The sequence below is a fragment of the Gracilimonas sp. genome, from assembly GCF_035704785.1.
Lineage (GTDB): Bacteria > Bacteroidota > Rhodothermia > Balneolales > Balneolaceae > Gracilimonas.
The window spans coordinates 1-21,966 of sequence record NZ_DASSWP010000182.1 but is presented as its reverse complement, the minus strand read 5'-3'; the positions used below and the strand labels follow the sequence as shown (position 1 = coordinate 21,966).

General features: G+C 40.8%; 17 protein-coding genes. 8 read left to right on the top strand and 9 right to left on the bottom strand.

Going from position 1 to position 21,966, the window contains the following annotated elements:
* Window positions 1-85 precede the first annotated feature (85 nt).
* A complete protein-coding gene (locus VFM80_RS10675; RefSeq protein ID WP_395071818.1) occupies window positions 86-973 on the bottom strand; it encodes a 1,4-dihydroxy-2-naphthoate polyprenyltransferase in 888 nt (295 codons plus the stop codon).
* A gap of 280 nt (window positions 974-1,253) precedes the next feature.
* Here VFM80_RS10675 and VFM80_RS10670 point away from each other — a divergent pair, with 280 nt between their 5' ends.
* The 5 genes from VFM80_RS10670 to VFM80_RS10650 all read left to right on the top strand — a co-directional run bounded on the left by VFM80_RS10670 (window position 1,254) and on the right by VFM80_RS10650 (window position 6,018).
* A complete protein-coding gene (locus VFM80_RS10670; RefSeq protein WP_395071817.1) occupies window positions 1,254-3,428 on the top strand; it encodes a glutamine synthetase III in 2,175 nt (724 codons plus the stop codon).
* 73 nt (window positions 3,429-3,501) lie between these two features.
* Window positions 3,502-3,840 carry a tRNA-binding protein gene (locus tag VFM80_RS10665; protein ID WP_395071816.1) on the top strand — a complete coding sequence of 113 codons (339 nt, stop codon included), beginning with the start codon at window positions 3,502-3,504 and terminating at the stop codon, window positions 3,838-3,840.
* Between the two features lie 61 nt (window positions 3,841-3,901).
* Window positions 3,902-4,348, top strand: a complete 447-nt coding sequence (locus VFM80_RS10660; RefSeq protein ID WP_395071815.1) for a DUF2141 domain-containing protein — start codon at window positions 3,902-3,904, stop codon at window positions 4,346-4,348.
* 83 nt (window positions 4,349-4,431) lie between these two features.
* Window positions 4,432-4,689 (top strand): hypothetical protein, encoded by a 258-nt coding sequence (locus VFM80_RS10655; RefSeq protein WP_395071814.1) that lies wholly within the window; start codon window positions 4,432-4,434, stop codon window positions 4,687-4,689.
* Window positions 4,690-4,806: 117 nt separating this feature from the next.
* Window positions 4,807-6,018: an ABC transporter permease gene (locus tag VFM80_RS10650; RefSeq protein WP_395071813.1), complete on the top strand. Its 1,212-nt coding sequence runs from the start codon at window positions 4,807-4,809 to the stop codon at window positions 6,016-6,018.
* 3 nt (window positions 6,019-6,021) lie between these two features.
* Here VFM80_RS10650 and VFM80_RS10645 read toward each other — a convergent pair whose 3' ends face one another.
* The 6 genes from VFM80_RS10645 to VFM80_RS10620 all read right to left on the bottom strand — a co-directional run bounded on the left by VFM80_RS10645 (window position 6,022) and on the right by VFM80_RS10620 (window position 11,613).
* The gene (locus VFM80_RS10645) at window positions 6,022-6,300 is read right to left on the bottom strand and encodes a GNAT family N-acetyltransferase (protein WP_395071812.1); all 279 of its coding nucleotides are present in this window, start codon (window positions 6,298-6,300) and stop codon (window positions 6,022-6,024) included.
* A 72-nt stretch (window positions 6,301-6,372) separates the two neighbouring features.
* A complete protein-coding gene (locus tag VFM80_RS10640; RefSeq protein ID WP_395071811.1) occupies window positions 6,373-7,209 on the bottom strand; it encodes a 1,4-dihydroxy-2-naphthoyl-CoA synthase in 837 nt (278 codons plus the stop codon).
* The gene (gene menH / locus VFM80_RS10635) at window positions 7,206-8,027 is read right to left on the bottom strand and encodes a 2-succinyl-6-hydroxy-2,4-cyclohexadiene-1-carboxylate synthase (protein WP_395071810.1); all 822 of its coding nucleotides are present in this window, start codon (window positions 8,025-8,027) and stop codon (window positions 7,206-7,208) included. Before menH ends, VFM80_RS10640 begins: the two co-directional genes overlap by 4 nt.
* Entirely contained in the window at window positions 8,027-9,739 is a 1,713-nt protein-coding gene (gene menD / locus VFM80_RS10630) for a 2-succinyl-5-enolpyruvyl-6-hydroxy-3-cyclohexene-1-carboxylic-acid synthase (RefSeq protein WP_395071809.1), read from the bottom strand. Before menD ends, menH begins: the two co-directional genes overlap by 1 nt.
* Window positions 9,726-11,192: an isochorismate synthase gene (locus VFM80_RS10625; protein WP_395071808.1), complete on the bottom strand. Its 1,467-nt coding sequence runs from the start codon at window positions 11,190-11,192 to the stop codon at window positions 9,726-9,728. Before VFM80_RS10625 ends, menD begins: the two co-directional genes overlap by 14 nt.
* Window positions 11,193-11,337: 145 nt before the next feature.
* Window positions 11,338-11,613 (bottom strand): DUF4290 domain-containing protein, encoded by a 276-nt coding sequence (locus tag VFM80_RS10620; protein WP_395071807.1) that lies wholly within the window; start codon window positions 11,611-11,613, stop codon window positions 11,338-11,340.
* 193 nt (window positions 11,614-11,806) lie between these two features.
* Between VFM80_RS10620 and VFM80_RS10615 the strand changes: the two genes are divergently transcribed.
* Window positions 11,807-12,790 carry a PLP-dependent cysteine synthase family protein gene (locus VFM80_RS10615; RefSeq protein ID WP_395071806.1) on the top strand — a complete coding sequence of 328 codons (984 nt, stop codon included), beginning with the start codon at window positions 11,807-11,809 and terminating at the stop codon, window positions 12,788-12,790.
* 24 nt (window positions 12,791-12,814) lie between these two features.
* Complete coding sequence (locus VFM80_RS10610; protein WP_395071805.1) at window positions 12,815-13,132, top strand: DUF3467 domain-containing protein; 318 nt, start codon at window positions 12,815-12,817, stop codon at window positions 13,130-13,132.
* 53 nt (window positions 13,133-13,185) lie between these two features.
* Here the strand turns inward: VFM80_RS10610 and VFM80_RS10605 are convergent, their stop codons facing one another.
* On the bottom strand, window positions 13,186-14,268 hold the full coding sequence (locus VFM80_RS10605) for an LptF/LptG family permease (RefSeq protein ID WP_395071804.1): 1,083 nt from the start codon (window positions 14,266-14,268) through the stop codon (window positions 13,186-13,188).
* On the bottom strand, window positions 14,261-15,688 hold the full coding sequence (locus tag VFM80_RS10600; protein ID WP_395071803.1) for an LptF/LptG family permease: 1,428 nt from the start codon (window positions 15,686-15,688) through the stop codon (window positions 14,261-14,263). The genes VFM80_RS10605 and VFM80_RS10600 overlap by 8 nt, the downstream gene beginning before the upstream one ends.
* A 246-nt stretch (window positions 15,689-15,934) precedes the next feature.
* Here VFM80_RS10600 and sprA point away from each other — a divergent pair.
* Window positions 15,935-21,966: cell surface protein SprA (gene sprA, locus VFM80_RS10595; protein WP_395071802.1), on the top strand; the 6,032-nt coding region annotated here is incomplete at its 3' end.

Genomic DNA, 21,966 nt, shown 5'->3' with positions numbered 1-21,966 from the left:
ATGATGCCTTCTCTATGACTAAACTCATTCCCGGCTACCCGAAAGGGGGAAGTAAAAGGAATGTGATATGTATAGAGCTTTAGCATCAGTTCAACATAATACCAATAGAGAACAGCAATCCAAAAAGAACCATGAATTGAGACGTTTTCTCCAACATGGGGTTTAACTGCTTTTTGTCTTCTTCGGTCCAGATCCTGTAGACGTAATAGGCAGCAAGAGGGAGGGCAAGTATTGGCAGGAATATCCAAATGCTATAATCGAATTGCACAAAAAAGTGTGGAGGAATAGCATAGGCCAGTAATATCATAAGGGTGTATTCAATTTTCAAAATGTTCTCCCCAAATAACACGCCGAGAGTTTTCTTCCCGGATATTTTGTCCTGTTCCACATCTCTTAGATTATTGACTACAAGAATGTTCACACACAAAGCACCCACCGCCAATGAGGCCCAGAAAGAAGATTCCGACCATTCCAGTGCATTTACATAATAGGTGGTCATAACAGCTACGATCCCAAAGAAAATGAATACAAACAGATCACCCAAACCATTATAGCCAAGGGGAAAAGGCCCGCCTGTGTAAAGAATGCCAAAAAGGAGGGAAAGTAACCCTATGATCAATATGATCCAGCCGGCTGACCATACCAGATATAATCCTAAAAAGAAGGCCAGAGTCATAGTCATGATGGTAGCATTCAGCATTTGTTTCGGGGTGGTGAGTCCGGCTGCAGTAGCACGCCGGAATCCAATGCGTTCATCCGTATCCGATCCTTTCACAAAGTCGAAATAATCGTTGGCGAAATTTGTACCTATTTGAATAAGCATGGCGCAGGCCAAAGCAACGATGGTATTGGGCCAGTTCAGTAATCCTGATTGAAAGGCAAGGGAGGCTCCAACTAAAACAGGGACTATTGCAGCGGCTAAGGTTTGAGGGCGGGCCGCTTCGATCCAAATACTCAATTTTGATGAACTCAAATGAAAATAATTTTGTGAATCTGTGTGGATAACTTCTTGTGGAAAGATACTGTTTTTGGGTGTGGCTTAAAAAGTGAAGCAATGATTGTTTTATGAAAGAATAAATTAAGCAAAAATGAGAGTGGAAGCGGTTTTAACAAAATTAATTAAGGTAATAGTAAATAAACCCTGTTTAAATTAATTGTTAAAAAATAATTGTCTAAATAAATTGAGTAAAAGAAAGAAATAACTTTATATTTGGTTGTCATTTTTAATTAATAACTAAACTTTTTTAAGAAATATGGCCAAAGCGATTCAACGATATGATAATTTAGCTGCTGCCCGAAACTTTCGTCCGGGTAAAACAGAAAGATCTACGATGGATATCCCGGAGATCTTCGGGCAGAATACTCTTACCCTTGATAAGCTGGAAGAGCGACTCCCAAAATCCGCATGGAAAGATCTTCAAAAAACGATTGATGAAGGGCAAACTCTGAATATTGACGTTGCAGATGCCGTAGCTTTGGCAATGAAGGATTGGGCAACCGAAAAGGGAGCCACTCACTATACACACTGGTTTCAGCCGCTTACCGGTTCTACCGCTGAAAAGCACGACAGTTTTATTACCCCGAATCAGGGAGGCGGTGCCATGGCAGTGTTTTCAGGGAAGGATCTTATTCAGGGTGAACCGGATGCATCGAGTTTCCCCAGCGGGGGCTTGAGACCCACCTTTGAAGCTCGCGGTTACACGGCCTGGGATCCAACATCTCCGGCCTTTATTGTGGAGAATCAAAAAGGGACCTATCTCTGCATTCCCACCGCTTTTGCTTCCTGGAAAGGGGAAGCTTTGGATCATAAAACACCACTGCTGCGTTCCAATGATGCATTGAACAAAGCTGCAAAGGAAGCACTTAAGCTTTTTGGAGTTGAGTCGAAGCGAGTGAATTCTACTGTTGGATGCGAGCAGGAATATTTTCTTATCGATCAGGAATTTGTATATCGTCGACCTGATATTTTGACTTCCGGCAGAACCTTGGTAGGAGCAAAACCTCCGCGCGGACAGGAACTTGATGATCATTACTTTGGATCTATTCCCGAAAGGGTTCTGTCTTTTATGCTGGATGCCGAGAAAGAACTTTATAAGCTTGGTGTTCCTGTTAAGACCCGACACAATGAAGTGGCTCCAAGTCAGTATGAGTTAGCCCCGATCTTTGAGCTGGCAAACGTTGCTGCCGACCATCAGCAGTTAACCATGATGGTTTTGAAAAAAGTTGCCAAGAAGTATGGACTTGAATGTCTGATGCATGAAAAGCCATTTGACGGACTCAATGGAAGCGGTAAACACCTGAACTGGTCTCTTTCTACCGCTGAAGGAGATAATTTACTGGAGCCCGGTGAAAGTCCGCACGAAAATATGAAGTTTCTGTTTTTCTTTACAGCGGTGATGTTGGGGGTATATCGTCACCAGGATCTGCTAAGAGTTTCTGTAGCGCATGCCGGGAATGATCATCGTTTGGGAGCCAATGAAGCTCCTCCGGCTATCATCTCTTCTTTCATTGGAGATCAGCTTGCGGATATTGTAGAACAGCTGATCAATGGCGGTGCGAAAAGCTCGAAACAGGGAGGATTGCTTGGTTTGGGAACTCCGGTTCTTCCTAACCTTCCTAAACACGCCGGAGATCGAAACCGAACTTCACCTTTTGCTTTCACGGGAAATAAATTTGAATTCCGCGCATTGGGTTCAAATCAGTCTCCATCATTCCCGATCGTTGTGTTGAACACCGTTATTGCGGAAGCGATCGAAGACATGACCAAAGATCTTAAGAAAGCGAAGAAGGGAGACTCCATTGAAAAAGCATTGGCGAGTGTACTTCGTGCCCGTTTGAATGAATGTAAGCCGGGAATCTTTAACGGTGACGGTTATTCTGATGACTGGCAAAAAGAAGCGAAGAAAAGAGGATTGCTGAATTTAAAGACTACCCCGGAAGCCATTCCATATCTCACTAAAAAAGAGAATGTGAAGCTTTTTAAAAAATACAAGGTTCTTAATGAAAAGGAAATGCATTCCCGAAAAGAAATCTGGACCGAACAGTACATCACCTCCAGAACCATCGAAGTGGATACCATTGAGTCGATAGCAAAGACCATGATCTATCCTGCTACGGTGCGATATATTGGTGAACTGGCTAAGGCTGTGGAGAAAGCTGATGCACTGGGACTTGATAACTCCGGTTCCAGAAACATGCTCACCAAGGTTAATAATGAGCTGAATAAATTGGGTTCAGCTTTGGATAACTTAGCAGATGTACAATCCAAACTTAAGTATAAAGATACTGCAGAGCATGCGGTAAAAGTGGAATCCGAAGTACTTCCGGTTATGAAAGATATTCGTGATTCCATCGATTTTCTTGAGCGCTATGTTGCTGATGACTACTGGCCATTGCCGGTTTATCGTGAGATGCTGTTTATTAAATAAAACCAACCCCGATCATTTATTTTCAAACCCTGTTTTCGAAAGGAGACAGGGTTTTTTAATTTCAGCCTAAAAAATGAAACAGATAAACTGGAATGAATTTGAGCAGGTAGAACTAAGAGTTGGAACTATCACAAAGGCGGAAGAATTTCTGGAAGCCCGAAAACCTGCCTACAAATTGACCATCGATTTTGGAGAGGAAATAGGTATCAAAAGATCATCTGCACAGATCACTGAATTATATCGGTTGGATGAGCTGAAAGGCAAACAAGTGGTAGCGGTAGTTAACTTTCCACCAAAGCAAATTGGTCCATTCATGTCGGAATGTTTGGTAACAGGATTTCCCGATGAACAAGAAAGAGTGGTTTTAGCCGTTCCTGAAAAACCTGTAAAAAACGGGGCGAAACTATTTTGAGAACTAAAGGTTTTATAACTTATTGTTTCCGCACCAAAGAATGTATTTATCGGAATAATTTATGAAGAGTTTTATTAGTGCGTTTATTTTTTTACTTCTGGCTTTGCCAGTATCAGCTCAGGAAATTTCTTACCCTGAAGAAAAGCGTGCTGCTTTTGAACTTGTGATCGAGGGGATAGAAGAGGCGAAAGGAGAGATACGCATCGCTGTTTTTGATTCGGAAGAGGCTTACAAAAGAAAAGAGGAGCCTTTACATGCCGTAGTGCTTCCTGTAAAAGGTACGACTTTGACCTGGGATGAGGAAGAATTGCCCTACGGAAACTATGCCATCGCGGTCTATCATGACAAAAATATAAATGGTGAATTGGATACTAATTTCCTTCGAATACCCAAAGAAGCTTATGGATTTTCAAATAATGCACGAGGCAGATTTGGCCCAGCTTCCTGGGGAGATGCTCACTTTGAGATTGCATCCGAAATCTACAGCATGACTATTCAGATCAGATAGCTAAAACTTTGATGAATCCCGACTTGTAAGAATCTTTCCGTTTGTACATATTCTCCCTTCACTTAAAATAAACGGAGATACAAATGGATCATATACAAAGGGAAGCTGCACCGGTAATGAGTTTAAAGGATTGGGTCATCTCAGTACTCATTTCCTTTATACCAATGGTAGGATTTATTATGCTATTGGTATGGTCATTTAGCGACAGCACCAATCCAAATAAAAAGAACTGGGCACAGGCCACACTAATAATATTTGCAGCATTCTTTGTGCTTTATCTAATTTTTGCTTTCGTATTTATGGGAGCGATCATGTCGGCCGGAGGATTTGATTCGATGTGATAGAGATCATTTCCTGCCATTTGTAAAGGTCGCGGTATGGAAAACCGGGACCTTTTTTTGTTTTTGAAACCGGGGCTTGAAACCGACGTATATAGATCGGTAACAAAAAAATAATGTATGCAGCAGATATATAAATCAGTATCCATCGCCCTTCAAAATATAAAAGCGAATCCACTTCACACTTTTCTGTCAACCCTGGGTATTATTATCGGAGTGGCCTCTTTGGTCGCGATTTTAGCTTTGGGAGACGGCTTGGAGCAGACCGGCAGGGAGCAGATCGAAACGACTACTTCAGTACAAATGATGAGCCTTACACCAAAAACCATAGATGTGGTTGATGATGTCCGTGTTCCCAGGGATACGGTATACCAGCTGGGAATACAAGAAGCCAGAATGGTTGAAGAACAACTGAGCCAATGGGGATACACAGATCTTATCGTTCAAAGTTCCAGAATGGCAACTTATAAAGATTCATCGGTTGCCATCTATATTCAGGCCACTCTGGAGAATATCCCGCAATTTACAGAAGCAGAAGTAATTGGAAGCTATTATAACAGAGAAGATGTAGAAAATGCATCAAATAAGACGGTACTAACTATCCAACTCGCAAGAAAATGGTCTGATGATCCAGAAGATCTGCTCGGAGATTCCATTTCCTTTGAAGGTGTTTCGTATGAAGTTATTGGGATTTTGAAGGATGATTCGCAGGGAGCGAAGGCTTTAATTCCATTCAGTGCGTATCAAAAAAATATAAAAAACAGCAATGCACCCAATATGGTTTTTAAAAGCCGAAAAGTGGAGGATATTCCTGTAATGAAAAGTACCCTGGAGAATTGGCTCGATGAAAATTATGAAGATGGCAGGGAGGCTTTTTCAATATTCACTTATGAAGGACGAGTACAGCAGTTAAGTCAGGGAATCCTTGTTTTTAAACTGGTGATGGGAGCAATCACGGGAATATCAGTATTGGTAGGTGGAATTGGGATTATGAATGTGTTGCTGATCTCGGTAACGGAGAGAACCAAAGAAATCGGTATTCGAAAAGCTACAGGTGCACGCAAAAAAGATATTGTATTACAGTTTATTTCTGAGTCTGTGACAATTTCTATAGTGGGTTGTATCATTGGATGGGTAGTGGGAGTGCTGGGAGTTTTTGGATTGGTGGAGCTCATCAATCGCTTCACGGATTTCAATTTTCAGGCTGCACTTAGTCTCGGAACCGTTTTTGTAGTGCTGGTTGTGGCCGTTCTGGTGGGCATGATATTTGGAACATACCCTGCATGGAAAGCAGCAAATTTAACTCCGGTAGATGCTATCAGGCACGAATGACCTCTAAAGCACATCCTGAAATTCAGGAGTTTTTTGAATGATGGCCTTTGCAAAGGGGCAAAGCGGCATGATCTTCAGATCATTCTCCCGGGCGAATTCAACTCCTTCCTTGACCAATTGTTTGCCGTAACCTTTACCGCGACCTTCATCCGAAACCTCGGTATGGTCAATGATGATCTTTGTTTTCCCGGCTTTGGAATAGGTCATCTCCGCAATACGTTTTCCATCTTTCTCGATAAAGAAAGCGCCCTTTGTTTCAGTAGTTTTGTGCTGAATTTGCATAAGCTATATCCTAAAATTTTCTGTTTTAAATAGGCTGAAAAAACCACTTTTTAACGATTAACGATTAACGAATCAAGAAGGAGACCGGTCAAATTTGTCCCAATTCGGCTTCCGTTTTTCAAGGAAGGCATTGCGACCTTCTTCAGCTTCATCGGTCATATAAGCCAACCTCGTAGCTTCACCGGCAAATATCTGTTGTCCAACCATGCCGTCATCAATGGCATTTAAGGCAAATTTGGCCATTTTGGTTGCGGTAGGACTTTTCGTCAAGATCTCTTGAGCCCATTCATACGCCACCTCTTCTAATTTATCATGGGGAACCACTTTATTCACCATGCCCATTTCAAAAGCTTCTTGTGCAGAGTAATTGGCCCCGAGGAAGAAGATCTCACGAGCTCGTTTCTGTCCAACCTGACGGGCAAGCAGGGCAGAGCCAAATCCACCGTCAAAACTGGCCACATCAGTGTCGGTTTGTTTGAAAATGGCGTGTTCTTTACTGGCAAGGGTGAGGTCGCAAACAACATGCAGACTGTGCCCACCTCCAACAGCCCATCCCGGTACCACGGCGATAACTACTTTTGGCATGAAGCGAATGAGCCGCTGAACTTCCAGAATATTTAACCGGGCAATACCATCTTCGGCTTTATAACCGGTTTTGGAACGCACATTTTGGTCTCCGCCTGAACAAAATGCCCATTTCCCATCTTTAGGAGAAGGCCCTTCACCGCTAAGTAAAACAACTCCAATGTCATTGTCTTCTTTGGCATTATGCAATGCTTCATAGAGCTCAAACACGGTTTTGGGACGAAAGGCATTTCTTATCTCAGGCCGGTTAAATGCAATGCGGGCCACGCCATTTGATTTTTTATAGGTGATGTCTTCGTAGTCTTTAACGGTTTGCCAGTTCATGATTGACCTAATTTTTGAATGAAAGATTTTAGATGTGTAATCAGTTGCTCAGGCTGATCCAAATGTACGCGATGGCCGGCGTTTTTAACAGTATGAAGTTCAGCATCTGGTAATTCCTTTTCCATCTGCCGGTTTATGTGCACAAATTTCGAGTCTTTTTCACCAACTATTAAGTTGACTCTTACAGCTATTTCAGCCAATCGGCTTCGTACACAAGGCATGGTTCCTGTTCCAAAGCCCTGCAGGCAGTTTGCAAGCCAAAGCGGATTTTGTTGTTGCTGAATTTCATCCACTTGACCTAATAATTGCTCAGAAGCAGTTGAAGATTCAAACAAAGGCATTTTTTTCCAATTATGCAGAAAACCTTCAAAATTCCCCAATAGATCATCGGATCTTTTTGCATCCAGTGCCTGCCGGGCCTGGCGCTCTGTTTCTCCCTCAATCCCAAAAGTACTGCTCTCCAGGATCAAACCTTTATACAGATCCGGACGGTGTAATGCCAGTTGCAGCGTTAATCTGCCGCCCATACTATAGCCGTATAAAAATAAAGGAAGATGAAGTTGCTCACTGATCAGTTTGGTAAGATCCGCTACTTGTTCTTTTGTCGAAAAGCGATAGTGAAGTTCGGCTCCTTCTGTTGTGCCGTGTCCAAGCAGATCAATGGTGATAGGATTACAAAATTCCTTTAGGTCAGAAATTAAGTGATCATAGCTTTGTCCACTTCCCATAAATCCGTGAAGAAGCACAAGAGAAGGGAGATCTTTATTTTCCTGATGAATAGTAAAGCCATATGAAATTCCACGGATCCGAATGTTCATTAATTTGCATTGGTTTTAAAATTCCAAAGAGTGTGTCTTTGTTCCATAGATTCATCGGCTCCGGTAATACATTCCATAACATGTACACCTTTCCGTTCAACTAGAGTCTCGAGGGTTGAAACTATTTGCTCGGGCCTTGAAACTAAAGTGTGGTCAATATTATGTGCACGGCAGAGGGCGGCTATTTTGACATTTTGAGGAGTTTCAAAAAATTTCATGTATTTACTTTTAAATCTAAACACAGGTAACATTCTGAATATGGTTCCGCCGCCGTTATTAAGTATTACGATAACCAATGGTTGATTGATCTCTTTAGCCATTAAAAGAGCGTTTGAGTCATGAAGGAAAGCAATATCACCGGTCATTAAAATGCCGGGTTTATCAGTGGCAAGACTAAGACCCATCGCGGTGGATGTAATTCCATCGATCCCGGCAGTTCCTCTATTCACATAGATCTCTTTTCCGTCAAACTCTCCAAATAACGACATATCCCGCACCGAAAAAGAGTTTGAGAGCATTGTAAATGATCTTTTTGGAAGGGTATCGGATATTTTAGAAAATACATACCCGTCGGTTATCGGAGTGGAGGGGTGTAAGTTTTCTTCCCTGAAATTTTTAAAATCCTTCTCTGTTTTTTTCCACTTCTTTAGCCATCCTTTATCAGCAGCTCCGGTAACCTCCGGTATATCAAGTGGGGCATTTAGAGTAATCTGTTTGTGAGAAGATAAACTTCCATCGATCCAGTGTGCAGGATTCATAAAACTGATCTGCATGACCTCTGATTTCTTATCCAGGAATAGGTTAAGTGCTTTGCTCACCGGTTGTTGTCCAAATCTTAAAATCAGATCGGCATTCAGCTCGGGCCAGTTGTCGGTGTTCTTCAGGAAGCCGTCAAAACCCTGAATAGTGTGACGTGAAGATGGAATCTGAGATCCGGGCTCGGCAAGAATAGGAGCATCCAATACTCGTGCAAGTGGTGTTATAAAATCGAGGTGATCAGAACTTGAAGTTGGTCCGACAATAATAAGAGGTTTTTCTGCAGAGATCAGATCTGACCAGAAAATTTCCCCCATTTTAATGCTTCCTGTTTCCTGAGAATACTTAGGTGAAGGCCTCCGTGATCTTTTCTCGTTTTCGAATTCAACTTGCCTTAGAAATTTGGGATCCGGTTCAAAAGGCTTCGAAAATGCAAAATTGAGGTGTGCAACACCGGCTTTCCCAACTGATTCCTGAACAGCCTGTGCGGCAGCCAATTCTAATCTTTTGCGACTCCTTCCTTTAAAATCCGGTTCTCCGATCTCATGAAAAAAGACAGGGTAATTACCGAATATTTTCAGTTGATCAATGGTTTGAGAAGATCCAATTCCGCGATAATGTGGAGGCCGGTCGGCACTAAGTATAATAATCGGAACTCCTGATTGTGAAGCTTCGATCACCGCAGGGAAATAATTAGCAAGTGCTGATCCGGAAGTACATACAAGCACCGCCGGTTTTCCTGTAGATTTCCCTAATCCCAGCGCCATAAAAGCGGCGGACCTTTCATCAATACTGATATGCTTCTTAAAGCCGGAGTGGGCAGAAAAGGCTAAAGTTAAAGCTGTTGATCTGGATCCCGGAGAGATCACAACATGTTCAAGTCCTTCTTCAAATAAAGACCGGACAAAAACAGTACTCCAGTTAAAAGCTATATTTTGCGGTTCATTTTCTAGCATGTTTCAACGCGGTTAACATAGGAATAAACTTCAAGTTAGTTTCATCCCATTCTTTTTGAGGGTTTGAGTCCTCAACGATACCACATCCTGCGAAAAATCGCACTTCATTATTTTTAATTAATCCGCTGCGTATAGCTACAACAAACTCTCCTTCTCCATTTGCATTGATCCAGCCAACAGGTGCGGCGTACCATCCTCGGTCAAAATGTTCCAGCTTATTGATATAAGGCATGGCCAGATTTCTCGGGTAACCGCCCACAGCAGGGGTGGGGTGCAGCCTAGACAACACTTCTGTTCGGGATACGCCTTCTTTTATTCTGGCATGAACAGGGGTGTACAAGTGTTGAACATTAGAGAGTTTCTTTATACCTGGGGAAACAGGATGTTCGAAAATATCGGAATAACGTTGAAGATTCTCTTCAATGGCATCTAATACAAAAGCATGCTCGCTGAGATCTTTTTTACTGTGAAGAAGTTCATGTTCCAGAACAGCGTCTTCGGAAGCGGTCTTTCCTCTGGAAATACTTCCGGCAAGACCTTCTGTTAATACTTCTCTTTCCTGGAAGGAGGCGAGCCGTTCAGGAGTACTTCCAATAAAACTGGATTTTCCATCCTGTCTGATCAAAAAAGAATAACAGTCCGGATATTGATGCCTCAGGTGATTGAGAATTTTGGTATCAGATACGGGTGTATGAAGTTTTACTCTTAATTCACGAGCCAGTACAATTTTCTTGAACTCTGCAGCTTTTATTAATTCTGTAGCACTTTCTACCGAATTGACCCATTGGTTATAATCTTCAGAATCAATTCCCGGAACCTCAACTTTTGATTCAAAAGATCTTTTGGATTCTACTTGATATGAACCGGCATCGCAAATAGAATCTAATCGGTCAAGTGTTGCTAAAAAGGAGTTACAAATGTCCTGAGGGTCATCATGAAAAGCGATCTTTTTTGTAACAGTAAGAGCTGTAAACTTACTATCTCTGACTAAAACCCACTCCGGAAGGTTGAAAGATCCTGCCCCGAAACTTCGCCATTCCTTTCCAACATTATGATCAAAAAACGAGAATCCTCCTAAAAGATGGACATATGCCAAATGATGATCAATATTAGAAATGTGAAGTACTTTGCTGAGCAACTCTTTACCCTGATCAGACGATTCCCGAAAACGTTCTTTTCCGGTTGTTTGAATGCGTTCAACAGAACCGGCCGCTGCGATTGCAAATTTATCTGACGGTTTCTCCCAATAGTATTGAAAATTGCTTGTATCGCCACTTTGTTCTAATACGGCAAGAGCATCAACTGTGGGAATTTGAATTGAAAATGAAAGGTATTGATATTTCCCTTCAGGTTGTGAGGAAATACATTTAATAGCCTCACTTAGCTCCAGATCTGATATCTGCTGACTGAAGCATTCTTTTAATTCATTTGCTAAAGGATTTTTAAAATCCATATCACGAACAATTTAGTTTTCAATATAAATTGAAAGTACGGATAATTATGCTAATGTTAAATTATTATCCTATCTGATTTTGTGAGGGAAAGGTATAGGTAAGGGAAATTCAATTCGTTAAAAAGAAGAGAATGATTAAAGTATTCTACTCAGCGTCATCATTATCACCTGTAGCATAAGGATTATGAATACCATATTCATCAGGATCATATTCAGCTAGTTTGAAAAAATGTTCCCAGGCGGCTTCACTTTTGCCGTCTTTATCAACCCAGGTAGGGTGGCTTTGTTTTATAAGCCCCACAACACGTTTGGCGTAGGATACACGTTCCTGTGTATCTTCAATTCGTGGAAGTGCAGCTATCATAAGATCAAGGTTATAGCCACAGTCAAAGTCTTTGGGTTTTTCTTGGTGTATGAACATATCTAAGATTGGGTAAACTGTTTCGCAGAAAATACGGGATATTAATACGAGATTACAAACTGTTTTAATAATAACAATCATACCAGGTACTGAATATGGTTTGATCGGTGTAATGATAAAAATATCTTCAGCCTATCTTTGAATTATTTCTTAGTTTTAGATGATCAAAAGTAATCATCAACAAACGAAATTCATGTATCACAATTCTATTCTTGAGACGGTTGGAAATACCCCGTTAATTAAACTAAATCATGTTAACGGTAATTCTGAGGGAACACTCTTAGCAAAGGTAGAGTACTTCAATCCCGGTCACAGTATCAAAGATCGTATTGCGATCAAAATGATCGATGACGCCGAAGAAAAAGGATTGCTAAAACCTGGAGGAACCATTATTGAAGGAACCTCAGGCAATACCGGAATGGGATTGGCACTGGTAGCAGTAAACCGTGGCTACAAGTGTATTTTCACCACCACCGATAAACAGAGTAAAACGAAAGTAGATCTGCTTAAAGCTTTGGGGGCAGAGGTTATAGTTTGTCCTACGAATGTAGAGGCAGATCATCCCGACAGTTATTACTCGGTCGCAAAACGTTTAAGTGAGGAAATAAAAAACTCCTACTATCCTAATCAGTATGATAATGAAAGCAACTCCCTGGCTCATTACGAATCTACTGGACCTGAAATTTGGGAACAGACAGAAGGAAAGATCACACACTATGTAGCAGGTATGGGAACAGGGGGAACGATATCGGGTGCAGGTAAATATCTTAAAGAACAGAATCCGGATATAACAGTGATCGGTATTGACAGTATAGGTTCCGTGTATAAGAAATATTTTGAAACCGGAGAATTCGATAAGAATGAGATTAAGCCTTATATGACGGAGGGAATAGGAGAAGACATCATTCCGGGAACCATCAACTTTGACTATATAGATGAGGTAGTTCAGGTTAATGACAAGGACTCAGCTTTGATCACCCGCCGGCTTGCCCGTGAGGAAGGTTTATTGGTAGGTTGGTCTTGTGGTGCTGCACTAAAAGGTGCCTTGGATTACATATTGGAGAACCCTTTAGGAAAGGACGATATAATGGTTATTATAATGCCGGACAGTGGCACCCGTTATATCCAAAAAGTTTATAATGATGAATGGATGAAAGAACAAGGCTTTCTGGATTAATTTTAATTGCAAAAAGAGTTTATCATGTCAAAGAAAGATCAAACAATGAATCCCGGACAAATGGAAATAGAGTTGAAAGAAGATGAGGCTACGGGTACGTATTCAAATCTTGTAATGATCACTCATTCTCCATCTGAATTTATATTGGATTTTATTGCAGTAATGCCGGGGGTTCCAAAGGCGAAAGTAGTCAAGCGAATGATCTTAACCCCGGACCATGCTAAGAGATTAGCTAATGCTTTAAATGATAATGTTAGCCGGTATGAGAAAGAGCATGGTGCCATAAGCTCAAACGACAAAGTGGATATGCATATGTATCGTGGTCCACAACCCGAAGCCTAAGAATATCGAATATTGAATATTGAATATTCAACATTAAATGCTGAATGTTGATGTTATTTTTTAGCCTGAATAAGCAATGCGATTCCTACGATAAAGAAGAATATATGGGGGAGTGTAGCAGCCAATTCCGGAGATAAGGTTCCGTAATAGCCAAAGGGTTCTATGATCTTCATAAAAGCCAGATAAAGAAAACTAATAGTTAGTCCCGCTGCAAGATAAGCGCCTTTTCCGCCCCGCCTTCTTACGCTCGCAAATGAAAATCCAATCATCATAACCACAATAATTGAAAATGGATAGGCTACCCTTCCATAAAATTGAACCTGTGGCATTGCGATTCCACTGGCACCACTTCTTTCAATAGACTGGATGTAATCAACGGCCTCAGCATAGGTTAATTGATAGATATCGGAGGTGGTTCTGGCAAGGTCTCTCGGGAAAACATTTATGACGGTATCTTTTTGGCTAGTTTCAAGTTCCTCGTAACCTTTTTCGTTGAAGATGAGCTCATCAACATTCTCAAGCCTCCAGCTTTGGGTTGAATCTATCCAAACCATGCGGTTGGCTTCAGTGGTTCGGGTAATTTTATCATCTTTAAATTCTATAAATCGAATACGATAAGCTATTTGCTGTTCTGCATCAAAGTAATTGACTTGCAGTTTTGTATTAACTGATGGTTGCCGATATATATCACCCTTATCAATTTTTTCTGTTTTATCCTGAAGATACTTTTCCTCGAAAGCAATCCGCTCAGCATTGGATTTTGGAATTACAAATGCGTCAAGAAGGCTTATACCAATTGCACAGAATACCGAAAAAATGATATAAGGGATTATCAGTCTGTAGAGACTTACGCCTGCAGCCTTTAAAGCTGTTATCTCTAATCTGTCAGAAAGCTGACCTGTAATAAAGAGACACGCTACAAATACCGCAACCGGAAGTACTAAGCGGGTCATCTCCGGAATGAAATTGAGATAATAGTTTTTCAGGATATCGGTCATTTCAGCACCCTGGTCTGCGAAGTTATCACTGTTTTCAGAAAAGTCGATCATAATGAATATGAAAATAAGCATAAGCAAAACGACCGCTGTTATAGCAGCAAGGCGCAGAAATATGTATTTGTCAAAATGCTTAATCACGATTCTCGAAAATTTCTTTAATACTGAAACCTGTACTTAAGTGAATTATAAGATAAACACCTATTATTGTGAGTACAATATTGAATGTCCACATACCGGTGAAAGGGGAAACTATCAAACGTTCAGCCAATTTCTCTCCCTGTATCAGGGCTACCCAATAAAAAGTTAAAACGACGGTGCTTATAAGTGCGGCAAACCCAAAGTTCCCTCTCTTTGTCATAATGCCTACGGGCGCACCAAATAAAATGAATACCACACAGGCGAACGGTATAGAGAGCTTTTTGTGAACTTCTACTAAATAGCCCGCAATCCTTAGTTTACGCCATTCTATATTAGCGTTAACGGATTCGAGCGTACTTTTGTATTCCCTCAGGTGCCGTAAAGACTCACTTACCAGTCTGCGCTGTAAGTCGGCTTTTTGAGATATATTTTCCATAATGTAGGGTGAATTTGCGCTTGAAATATTAGCTACATTCTCCGCTAAAGCCAGGTCTTTGGAAAAAAATGTTTGCTTTCCGGTATATGCTTCAGAGGGATACACAGAATTGTTTTTGATCAATACTTCTAACTGATTCTCGATTTCTTTGTATAACGAATCTACAACGACAAGCATGGCCTTAGAACTCATGGTCCTGTCGCTTCGGTTTCGCTCTTCGGGATTCGATCTCATGAAAGAAAGGTCAGACAGATCAAGAGTCATTACATGTTTTTCAAAGGTATTGCGCTCAATAATGTCATCACTGTTCCTGTTAGGTTGAGTAAACTTCAGGCTATATCCATTGATCAGATGTAAATTGAGGGCTTGTTCACTTCTGCTCACTAAAAGACCTTTTTCTGCAATAATATATGCTCTATCCTTGTTATTCATTGGCTGTTGGAATAAAGTGATGTCGAAAAGACTGTCACTTTCTCCATCAATTCTTTCAACAAGAAAAGTATATCCGTCTATGCCGTCATAAAATATATTAGGCTTCAGGTCAAAACCCGGTTTTTTAATTCTGATATCGATAAAAAGTGATCTTGCTTTTTGGTTAGCTTCAGGTAAGATATTATTGGAAAACCAAGCCAAACCAATAAAAAGGAATACAGAAGTGGTCAATACCGGGCGTATGATCTTCATTGGGTTTACCCCTGAACTACGTAGAGCAGTCAGCTCGTTGAGCTCTGAGAACTTTCCATATGCCATCAATGTGGCAACAAGCACGGCCATAGGCGCGGCTAATACCACCATGTAAGCTAAATTTGTAACTATTAACTCGGCTACAATGGAAAGGGGGATGTCCTTGCCGATCAGATTATCGATATGGAGGATCAAAAATTGCAGCAGTAAAATAAACATCAGAGTAAAAAAGCAAAATAAAAAAGGATTGAGATGCCTTTTTAGAAGGTCGATTTGTAATTTGTTGATATATTTATTCAATGTGTACTGTTGCTTGATTTGCTGAAACGGAAACTTAGGAGTATAAAAAACTCATTAGAAGTATTAAATTTTCAAGATATTCAAATATATGGTATTATCGGACGCAACCAATCATTTGCAAATTAAAAAAGAAAACCCAATCTGCCTATCGCCTAAAGCTACAGAAAATAAGTAACAACCGAGTAAGCAATTAAGCCGGTGTATTCTTTTTTAAAGCTATTTTATTATTTGCCATTCGCATGTTTAGTGAATGGTTTGCTACTAATTGGTATATCCAAAGCACAGGATACTACTGACGTATCACAAAATGTATCAGAGGCAGATAGCACCCTTGAAGGGGTGAAGTTTATCTATCGAACACCAAAAGATCTCTCTCCATATGTATTTCCCGGCAAGCTGTACTATATCAAATTGCCAAAAGAGAAATTTTTTACAAGCTGGGATACAACAGGTACTTATAAAATAAGAAGACAGATCGATGGAATTGATGTAGGTGTTCCGTTGGTGTTTGATTTTGAGAGTTATGTTCAAGAAATAAAAAGGAAACAAGAGAGAGAGATAAGGCATCTTCTTATAGAAGAAGGGAAACAGATCAGTGGGCAAAGCAGGGGGTTGCTTGATTTTAGTTTACAGATCCCCGGAGGGCAATCATCAGTATTTACAACCATTTTCGGTAAACCGGAGGTAAACCTGCAGGTGAATGGATCGGCTAATATGAATATAGGGGTAGCCATACAGAATATTGATGACCCTACTATAGAACCGGATCTGCAGCGCCGAATAGATCCTACATTTAATCAAAATCTACAATTAAATATTCAGGGTACGATCGGCGATAAGTTAACTATTGCCACAGACTGGGATACTGAGAGAGCATTTGACTTTCAAAACAGGTTGAGCATTGTGTATGAAGGGTATGAAGATGAGATTATAAAACAAATCGAGATGGGGAATGTTTCGATAGAGACGGGAAATTCATTAATTCGTGGGGGAGCGTCTCTTTTTGGGATAAAGTCGGTTGCCGAATTAGGGGCTTTTAAAGTCACCTCGGTAATTTCCCAACAAAAAGGGGAGAGCAACACACAAACAATTACGGGTGGTTCTCAGGAAACACAATTTTCCTTTCGTCCTTCCCAATATCAAAATGACAGACACTTTTTTATTGATTTTTATAATCGCCAGGAATTCGAAATCAATGTCGCTGATCCCCAACAACTGGGTCAGGCTTATCAAATTTCTGATCTAAAAGTATGGATATCAGAACCTCAGGTTAATACAACCGATCCAGAAGCGGTGCGTGCGGCTGCCTTTGTAGATCTGGGGGTAGTCGAAAATGTAGATGGATCTTATGGGCTGCCAAATACAGATAATGACAGTATTGATGATGCTTTGTTAGAGAGTAACCGAGGCAATACAAGTGCATCAGCGGAGTCTTTTAATGTATCGGGTAATGATTTCTATAACGGATACTTTCGTCCGCTTGAAGAGGGAGCAGATTATACGATCAATAAAACGTTAGGCTATATCAGCTTGAATAGAACGCTTAACTCGGGTACAATTTTAGCAGTGTCATTTGTCAGGCAGGGTTTACCTGGTGAAGGTATAAACAATGTTGAAATCGGTGATATTTCCCCACAACCCTCAGGCTTGACGTACCTAAAACTTATTCGTTTGGATAATCCAACTCCTGATCTTAAGTCGTGGCCATTAACGATGCGTAATATGTATTCTTTAGGGGTTTCCAATGTTACACAAGATGGCCTGGAAGTCGATATTAAGTATACAACAGGGAATGTGGATGAGACTAGTCTTCCGGGAAGATCCCTTCCCTTATTACAAGAACTTGGACTGGACCGGACTGATACTGAAGGGGCTGAAAATCCCGATAACTTGATCGACTTCTCGGGTATTGTACTGAATCCGAGAAATGGGAATGTTATGTTTCCATATTTAGAACCATTTGGCGATAGAATACGAACCCTTCTTGAAGAAACTTCAGCATCCGATTCTTTAATTGAATCTGTGACGTACTCTGAACTTTATAATGAAAGACAGAATACCGCAAACCAGTCTAATAAGAATAACTTCTACAGAATTGAAGGAGTTTCAAGAGGTGGAGCTTCAGGTAATTTCAGTCTCGGGTACAGCCTTGTTGAAGGTTCGGTCAAGGTGTTTGCGAATGGAACTGAGCTAACGGAAGGCATAGACTATGAGGTTGATTATTCATTTGGCATCATCACCATCTTAAACGATAGGTATCTTGCAGCCGGTCAGGATATTCAGATAGAATTTGAAAATAACCAGCTTAATACAATTGGGCAGAAAAATTTCACAGGTATTAGGGCTGAGTATGAATTTAATGAAGACGTAAGTATAGGAGGCACCTACTTTAAGTTAAAAGAGCAGCCTTTATCTGACAAAATAAGAATAGATGAAGAGTCAATAAACAATACGATCTTAGGTATGGATGCCCAGGCAAATCTTGATACTCCCTGGATCACCCGCTTCATAGATCAAATTCCTCTACTACAGACTAAAGAAGAATCCAATATAAATTTTAGCGGAGAATTTGCCCAGTTAAGGCCCGGAGTGGTTCAAACTAATGCTGTTCGTGATGCCATTGAAGATGGTGAGTTATACCGGGATGAGGAAAATGGTTTGTCATTCATTGATGATTTTGAGGGATCGGAAATGAGTGTTTCGTTCATGAGTGCAACGAGATGGAATTTGGCAGCAGCTCCGGCTGCTATTCCCGGTTATGCTCCTGATGAGACCTATTTTATTAACCCTAATCTCATTCCTTTCAACACTTTGCAATCCAAAATTGACCGATCAGACCTGAGAAGTCAGTTTTCGTGGTATACAATTCCAAGAAATATCAGCAGCATTTTGGGAGGCGCAGAAATAACCCCGGAATCAAAAAATATCCTTACGGAGGAAGTATTTCCGGGACGGGAAACAAATAATGCTCAGGAAGAAGTTATCAATACACTCGACGTTTACTACGATCCAACCGAGAGAGGCCCTTATAATTATAACTTTAATTTGAAGAACAACCTAGAGAATCTTCCGGAAAATCAATGGGGAGGTATGACGGCTGTCGTCCCTTCAGGGCAGGAAGATTTGACTCAAAATAATATTGAGTTCATAGAGTTCTGGGTTCAACCCATCCTTCCAAATGGAGAAGATCCGGTTGCCGGAGATATAGAAAGTTACGACGGAAAAATTTACATCGATATAGGCACGATCTCAGAAGATGTTGTCCCTAATTTTGATCTAAACTCAGAAGACGGACTGGCAAGTAACCTTCAGAATCTTGTAGAAGATAATTTAAGTTCAAACCCTCGCTCATTTGTCCCCTTGAATCCCACCGCACCTCAAGGACAATTTTCAAATGATGACAGAGAACTTGAAGATGTTGGTTTTGACGGGATCCCAAGCGCTAATGGTTTTGATACGCAAAAGGTAGAAACAGCACTTTTTAGTGAATTCATTGATTCGATGAGGGTAGCTTATGGCCCGGAAAGTTTTGAATTTCAGTCAATTTTAGCTGATCCGTCTAACGATGATTATGTGTTTTATGGAGAATCACAAGTTCAGAATCTGCCGCTTCATGTACGGTTTCATCGTTTACTGGGATATCATGAAGGAAACACACCTACAGCCGGAGGTGATAAGCGAGCTATCACACCACGTCCCGATTCTGAAGGTCTGTCAAGCCGGGCTAATGTAGAAACCAACAATAATTACTACCAGTATGAGATAGATCTAAACCCTGCTGATTTTAACAGTCTGCAAATAGGCAGTGAAGGAACATACATAGTTGATAAGGTTCCGGGTGACAGGCAGCAAGACCGATGGCACTTAATTCGTATTCCACTGAATGAGTTTACCAGAAAAGTGGGAGACATTGATGGGTTTCAGAATATCAGTCATATAAGAATGTGGATGTCCGGTTACGAAAAACCTTTCACCCTTCGATTTGCCACTTTCGAATTTATTGGAAGTCAATGGCGTAAAGTAGATGATATTGATGAGGCACAGAATGCGAGTGGAGAATTTCGTGTCTCAACAATAAATATTGAAGAAAATGCTAACCGTGCACCGGTACCATACCGTCAACCGGACGGATCTATTCGTGCATTGAATCGTGGAGTTCAGGTGCAATCACTGTCCAATGAGCAATCCATAGTACTGGGAGTAGAAGGCTTAGGCCCCGGAGAAATACAAATGGTAAAAAAGGTATACCCAGGCGGATTGAACCTCCTGAATTACTCTAACATGAGAATGTTTGTACATGGAGAAGGGTACGGTGATGGTCCGGAAGAAAGAGATTATGCTGAACTTGTAATCCGGATGGGCACGGATCTTAATGCCAATTATTATGAGTACCGGCAACCCGTTACTCCTTCAGATCCTGACTACCCATTTTCTGCCTACAGTACAGATGGGAGCGGAAACCTGAAGGCTGATGCTGAGGAAGTATGGCTTTATGAAGAGAACAGCTTAAATATTATTTTAGCTGCATTTAATGAATTAAAACAACTGCGGGATCAACAAGTAAATGTTGATATTTCACAAAAGTTTGAGCGCCCCTTATCGGCAGAGGATGATGCAGTTGAAGGTGCTGTTATTGCTATTAAAGGAAATCCATCACTGGATAGGGTTTCTGAATTTGGTATGGGGATATTGAATCCTTATGATCCCGCTGATGTAAATTCCCCGGGTACACCAACTTTAGATGCCGAATTTTGGCTTAATGAGTTAAGGGTTTCAGGGTTTGATAACGAAAAAGGCTGGAAGGCTAATGCAAAGGCAAGTTTTAAACTTGCTGACTTTGCAACAGTAAATACAAACTTTACGCGGACCACCAATGGTTTTGGTGGACTGGATTCACGGTTGGGAAATCGTAGTGTATCTGATGATATTGGATATGATCTTAGTTCAACGGTAAACCTTCATAAACTGATACCAGACCGCTATGGCTGGAATTTTCCGGTAACAGTTTCAACAAGGAAAAATGTATCTACTCCTAAGTTTCTGCCGAATCAAGGGGATATAAGGCTGGAAGATTTTATTAATGCCACAAATAACAATGAAAGTCTTACGGAAGCTGAAAAGAAAACTCAGATCGATCGGCGAATTAATGAAATTGAGACCGTAAGGGATAATTTCTCTATTAACATTTCAAATATTTCAAAACAGAATTCAAAAAGTAAATGGGCACAATATACGATAGACAGGACAAGCTTAAGTTATGTTTACAATGAAGGAAGCTCTAAGAACCCTGAAATTCAATTTCAAAATGACTGGAACTATACTACATCGGTTCAATACAATCTGTCTTTTAATAATGTCGGGCTGTTTCGTCCTTTTACTTTTATTCAGGATATCCCTTTGGTCAGTGTTTTATCAGGACTACGTCTAGGGTATATGCCTTCTTCTATAAACGCTTCTGCAAACTTGAACCGATCATATGTTGAAAGGCGCCGTCGATCACAGCTTGATATAAATGGATTTGAAGAAATACAACCATTGCAGCAAAGCCATACCTTTAACCACAGGTCTTCTTTTGGGTTCAGTTATATTTTGACCCCCACTATTCCATTGTCTTTCAGGGCCAATACCAATTACGATTTATCAAGTGCCGGAAGAGAGAATATAAATATAACGGGAAATGCTGCTGACAGTTCATCGTATCGTGTAATACCTACTTTTGAAGTATTAAATAGATTGGTTACAGACTCACTTTCTGCCCGCAGGTCTAACTATGAAGAAACTTTTACGGCAAGCTGGAGGCCACGCTTTAACAATATTGATGAACTTAGCTGGCTGACATACTCAGCATCATACAGTGGCGGGTATGGATGGACAAACAGCCCAAGAGGTTCTAATCTGGGTGCAGGAGTATCAAATGCCTTCAGGCTCGATCATAGTGTTCAATTTGGAATTCAGGATCTGTTGGAAAAGTTACCATTTTATGAAAGGATGAAAGATACAGATTCACAGGAAACACGAGAAAGAAATAGGCAGGATCGTTCTGAGGAGAATGTAGAAGGTAAAACTAAGCCGGATCTGTTTAATGATATTCAATACATAGGGCGGAAAGCAATATTGGCTATGTTCAGTATGCAAAGTTTAGATATTACATACAATGACACAAAGACCTCGAGTCAATCGGGCTACAGGGGAGATTCACAGCTATATTATGCATTTGGTGATCAGGGTGATGCTAACTTTTCGCCTCCTTTTGGATACAGGATAGGGCTCAAAGAGGA

Excerpts from the sequence above, each read along its gene's own strand:
- VFM80_RS10670 (WP_395071817.1), top strand. The coding sequence starts at position 1,254 with ATGGCCAAAGCGATTCAACGATATGATAATTTAGCTGCTGCCCGAAAC.
- VFM80_RS10665 (WP_395071816.1), top strand. The coding sequence starts at position 3,502 with ATGAAACAGATAAACTGGAATGAATTTGAGCAGGTAGAACTAAGAGTT.
- VFM80_RS10660 (WP_395071815.1), top strand. The coding sequence starts at position 3,902 with ATGAAGAGTTTTATTAGTGCGTTTATTTTTTTACTTCTGGCTTTGCCA.
- VFM80_RS10655 (WP_395071814.1), top strand. The coding sequence starts at position 4,432 with ATGGATCATATACAAAGGGAAGCTGCACCGGTAATGAGTTTAAAGGAT.
- VFM80_RS10650 (WP_395071813.1), top strand. The coding sequence starts at position 4,807 with ATGCAGCAGATATATAAATCAGTATCCATCGCCCTTCAAAATATAAAA.
- VFM80_RS10645 (WP_395071812.1), bottom strand. The coding sequence starts at position 6,300 with ATGCAAATTCAGCACAAAACTACTGAAACAAAGGGCGCTTTCTTTATC.
- VFM80_RS10640 (WP_395071811.1), bottom strand. The coding sequence starts at position 7,209 with ATGAACTGGCAAACCGTTAAAGACTACGAAGACATCACCTATAAAAAA.
- menH (WP_395071810.1), bottom strand. The coding sequence starts at position 8,027 with ATGAACATTCGGATCCGTGGAATTTCATATGGCTTTACTATTCATCAG.
- menD (WP_395071809.1), bottom strand. The coding sequence starts at position 9,739 with ATGCTAGAAAATGAACCGCAAAATATAGCTTTTAACTGGAGTACTGTT.
- VFM80_RS10625 (WP_395071808.1), bottom strand. The coding sequence starts at position 11,192 with ATGGATTTTAAAAATCCTTTAGCAAATGAATTAAAAGAATGCTTCAGT.
- VFM80_RS10620 (WP_395071807.1), bottom strand. The coding sequence starts at position 11,613 with ATGTTCATACACCAAGAAAAACCCAAAGACTTTGACTGTGGCTATAAC.
- VFM80_RS10615 (WP_395071806.1), top strand. The coding sequence starts at position 11,807 with ATGTATCACAATTCTATTCTTGAGACGGTTGGAAATACCCCGTTAATT.
- VFM80_RS10610 (WP_395071805.1), top strand. The coding sequence starts at position 12,815 with ATGTCAAAGAAAGATCAAACAATGAATCCCGGACAAATGGAAATAGAG.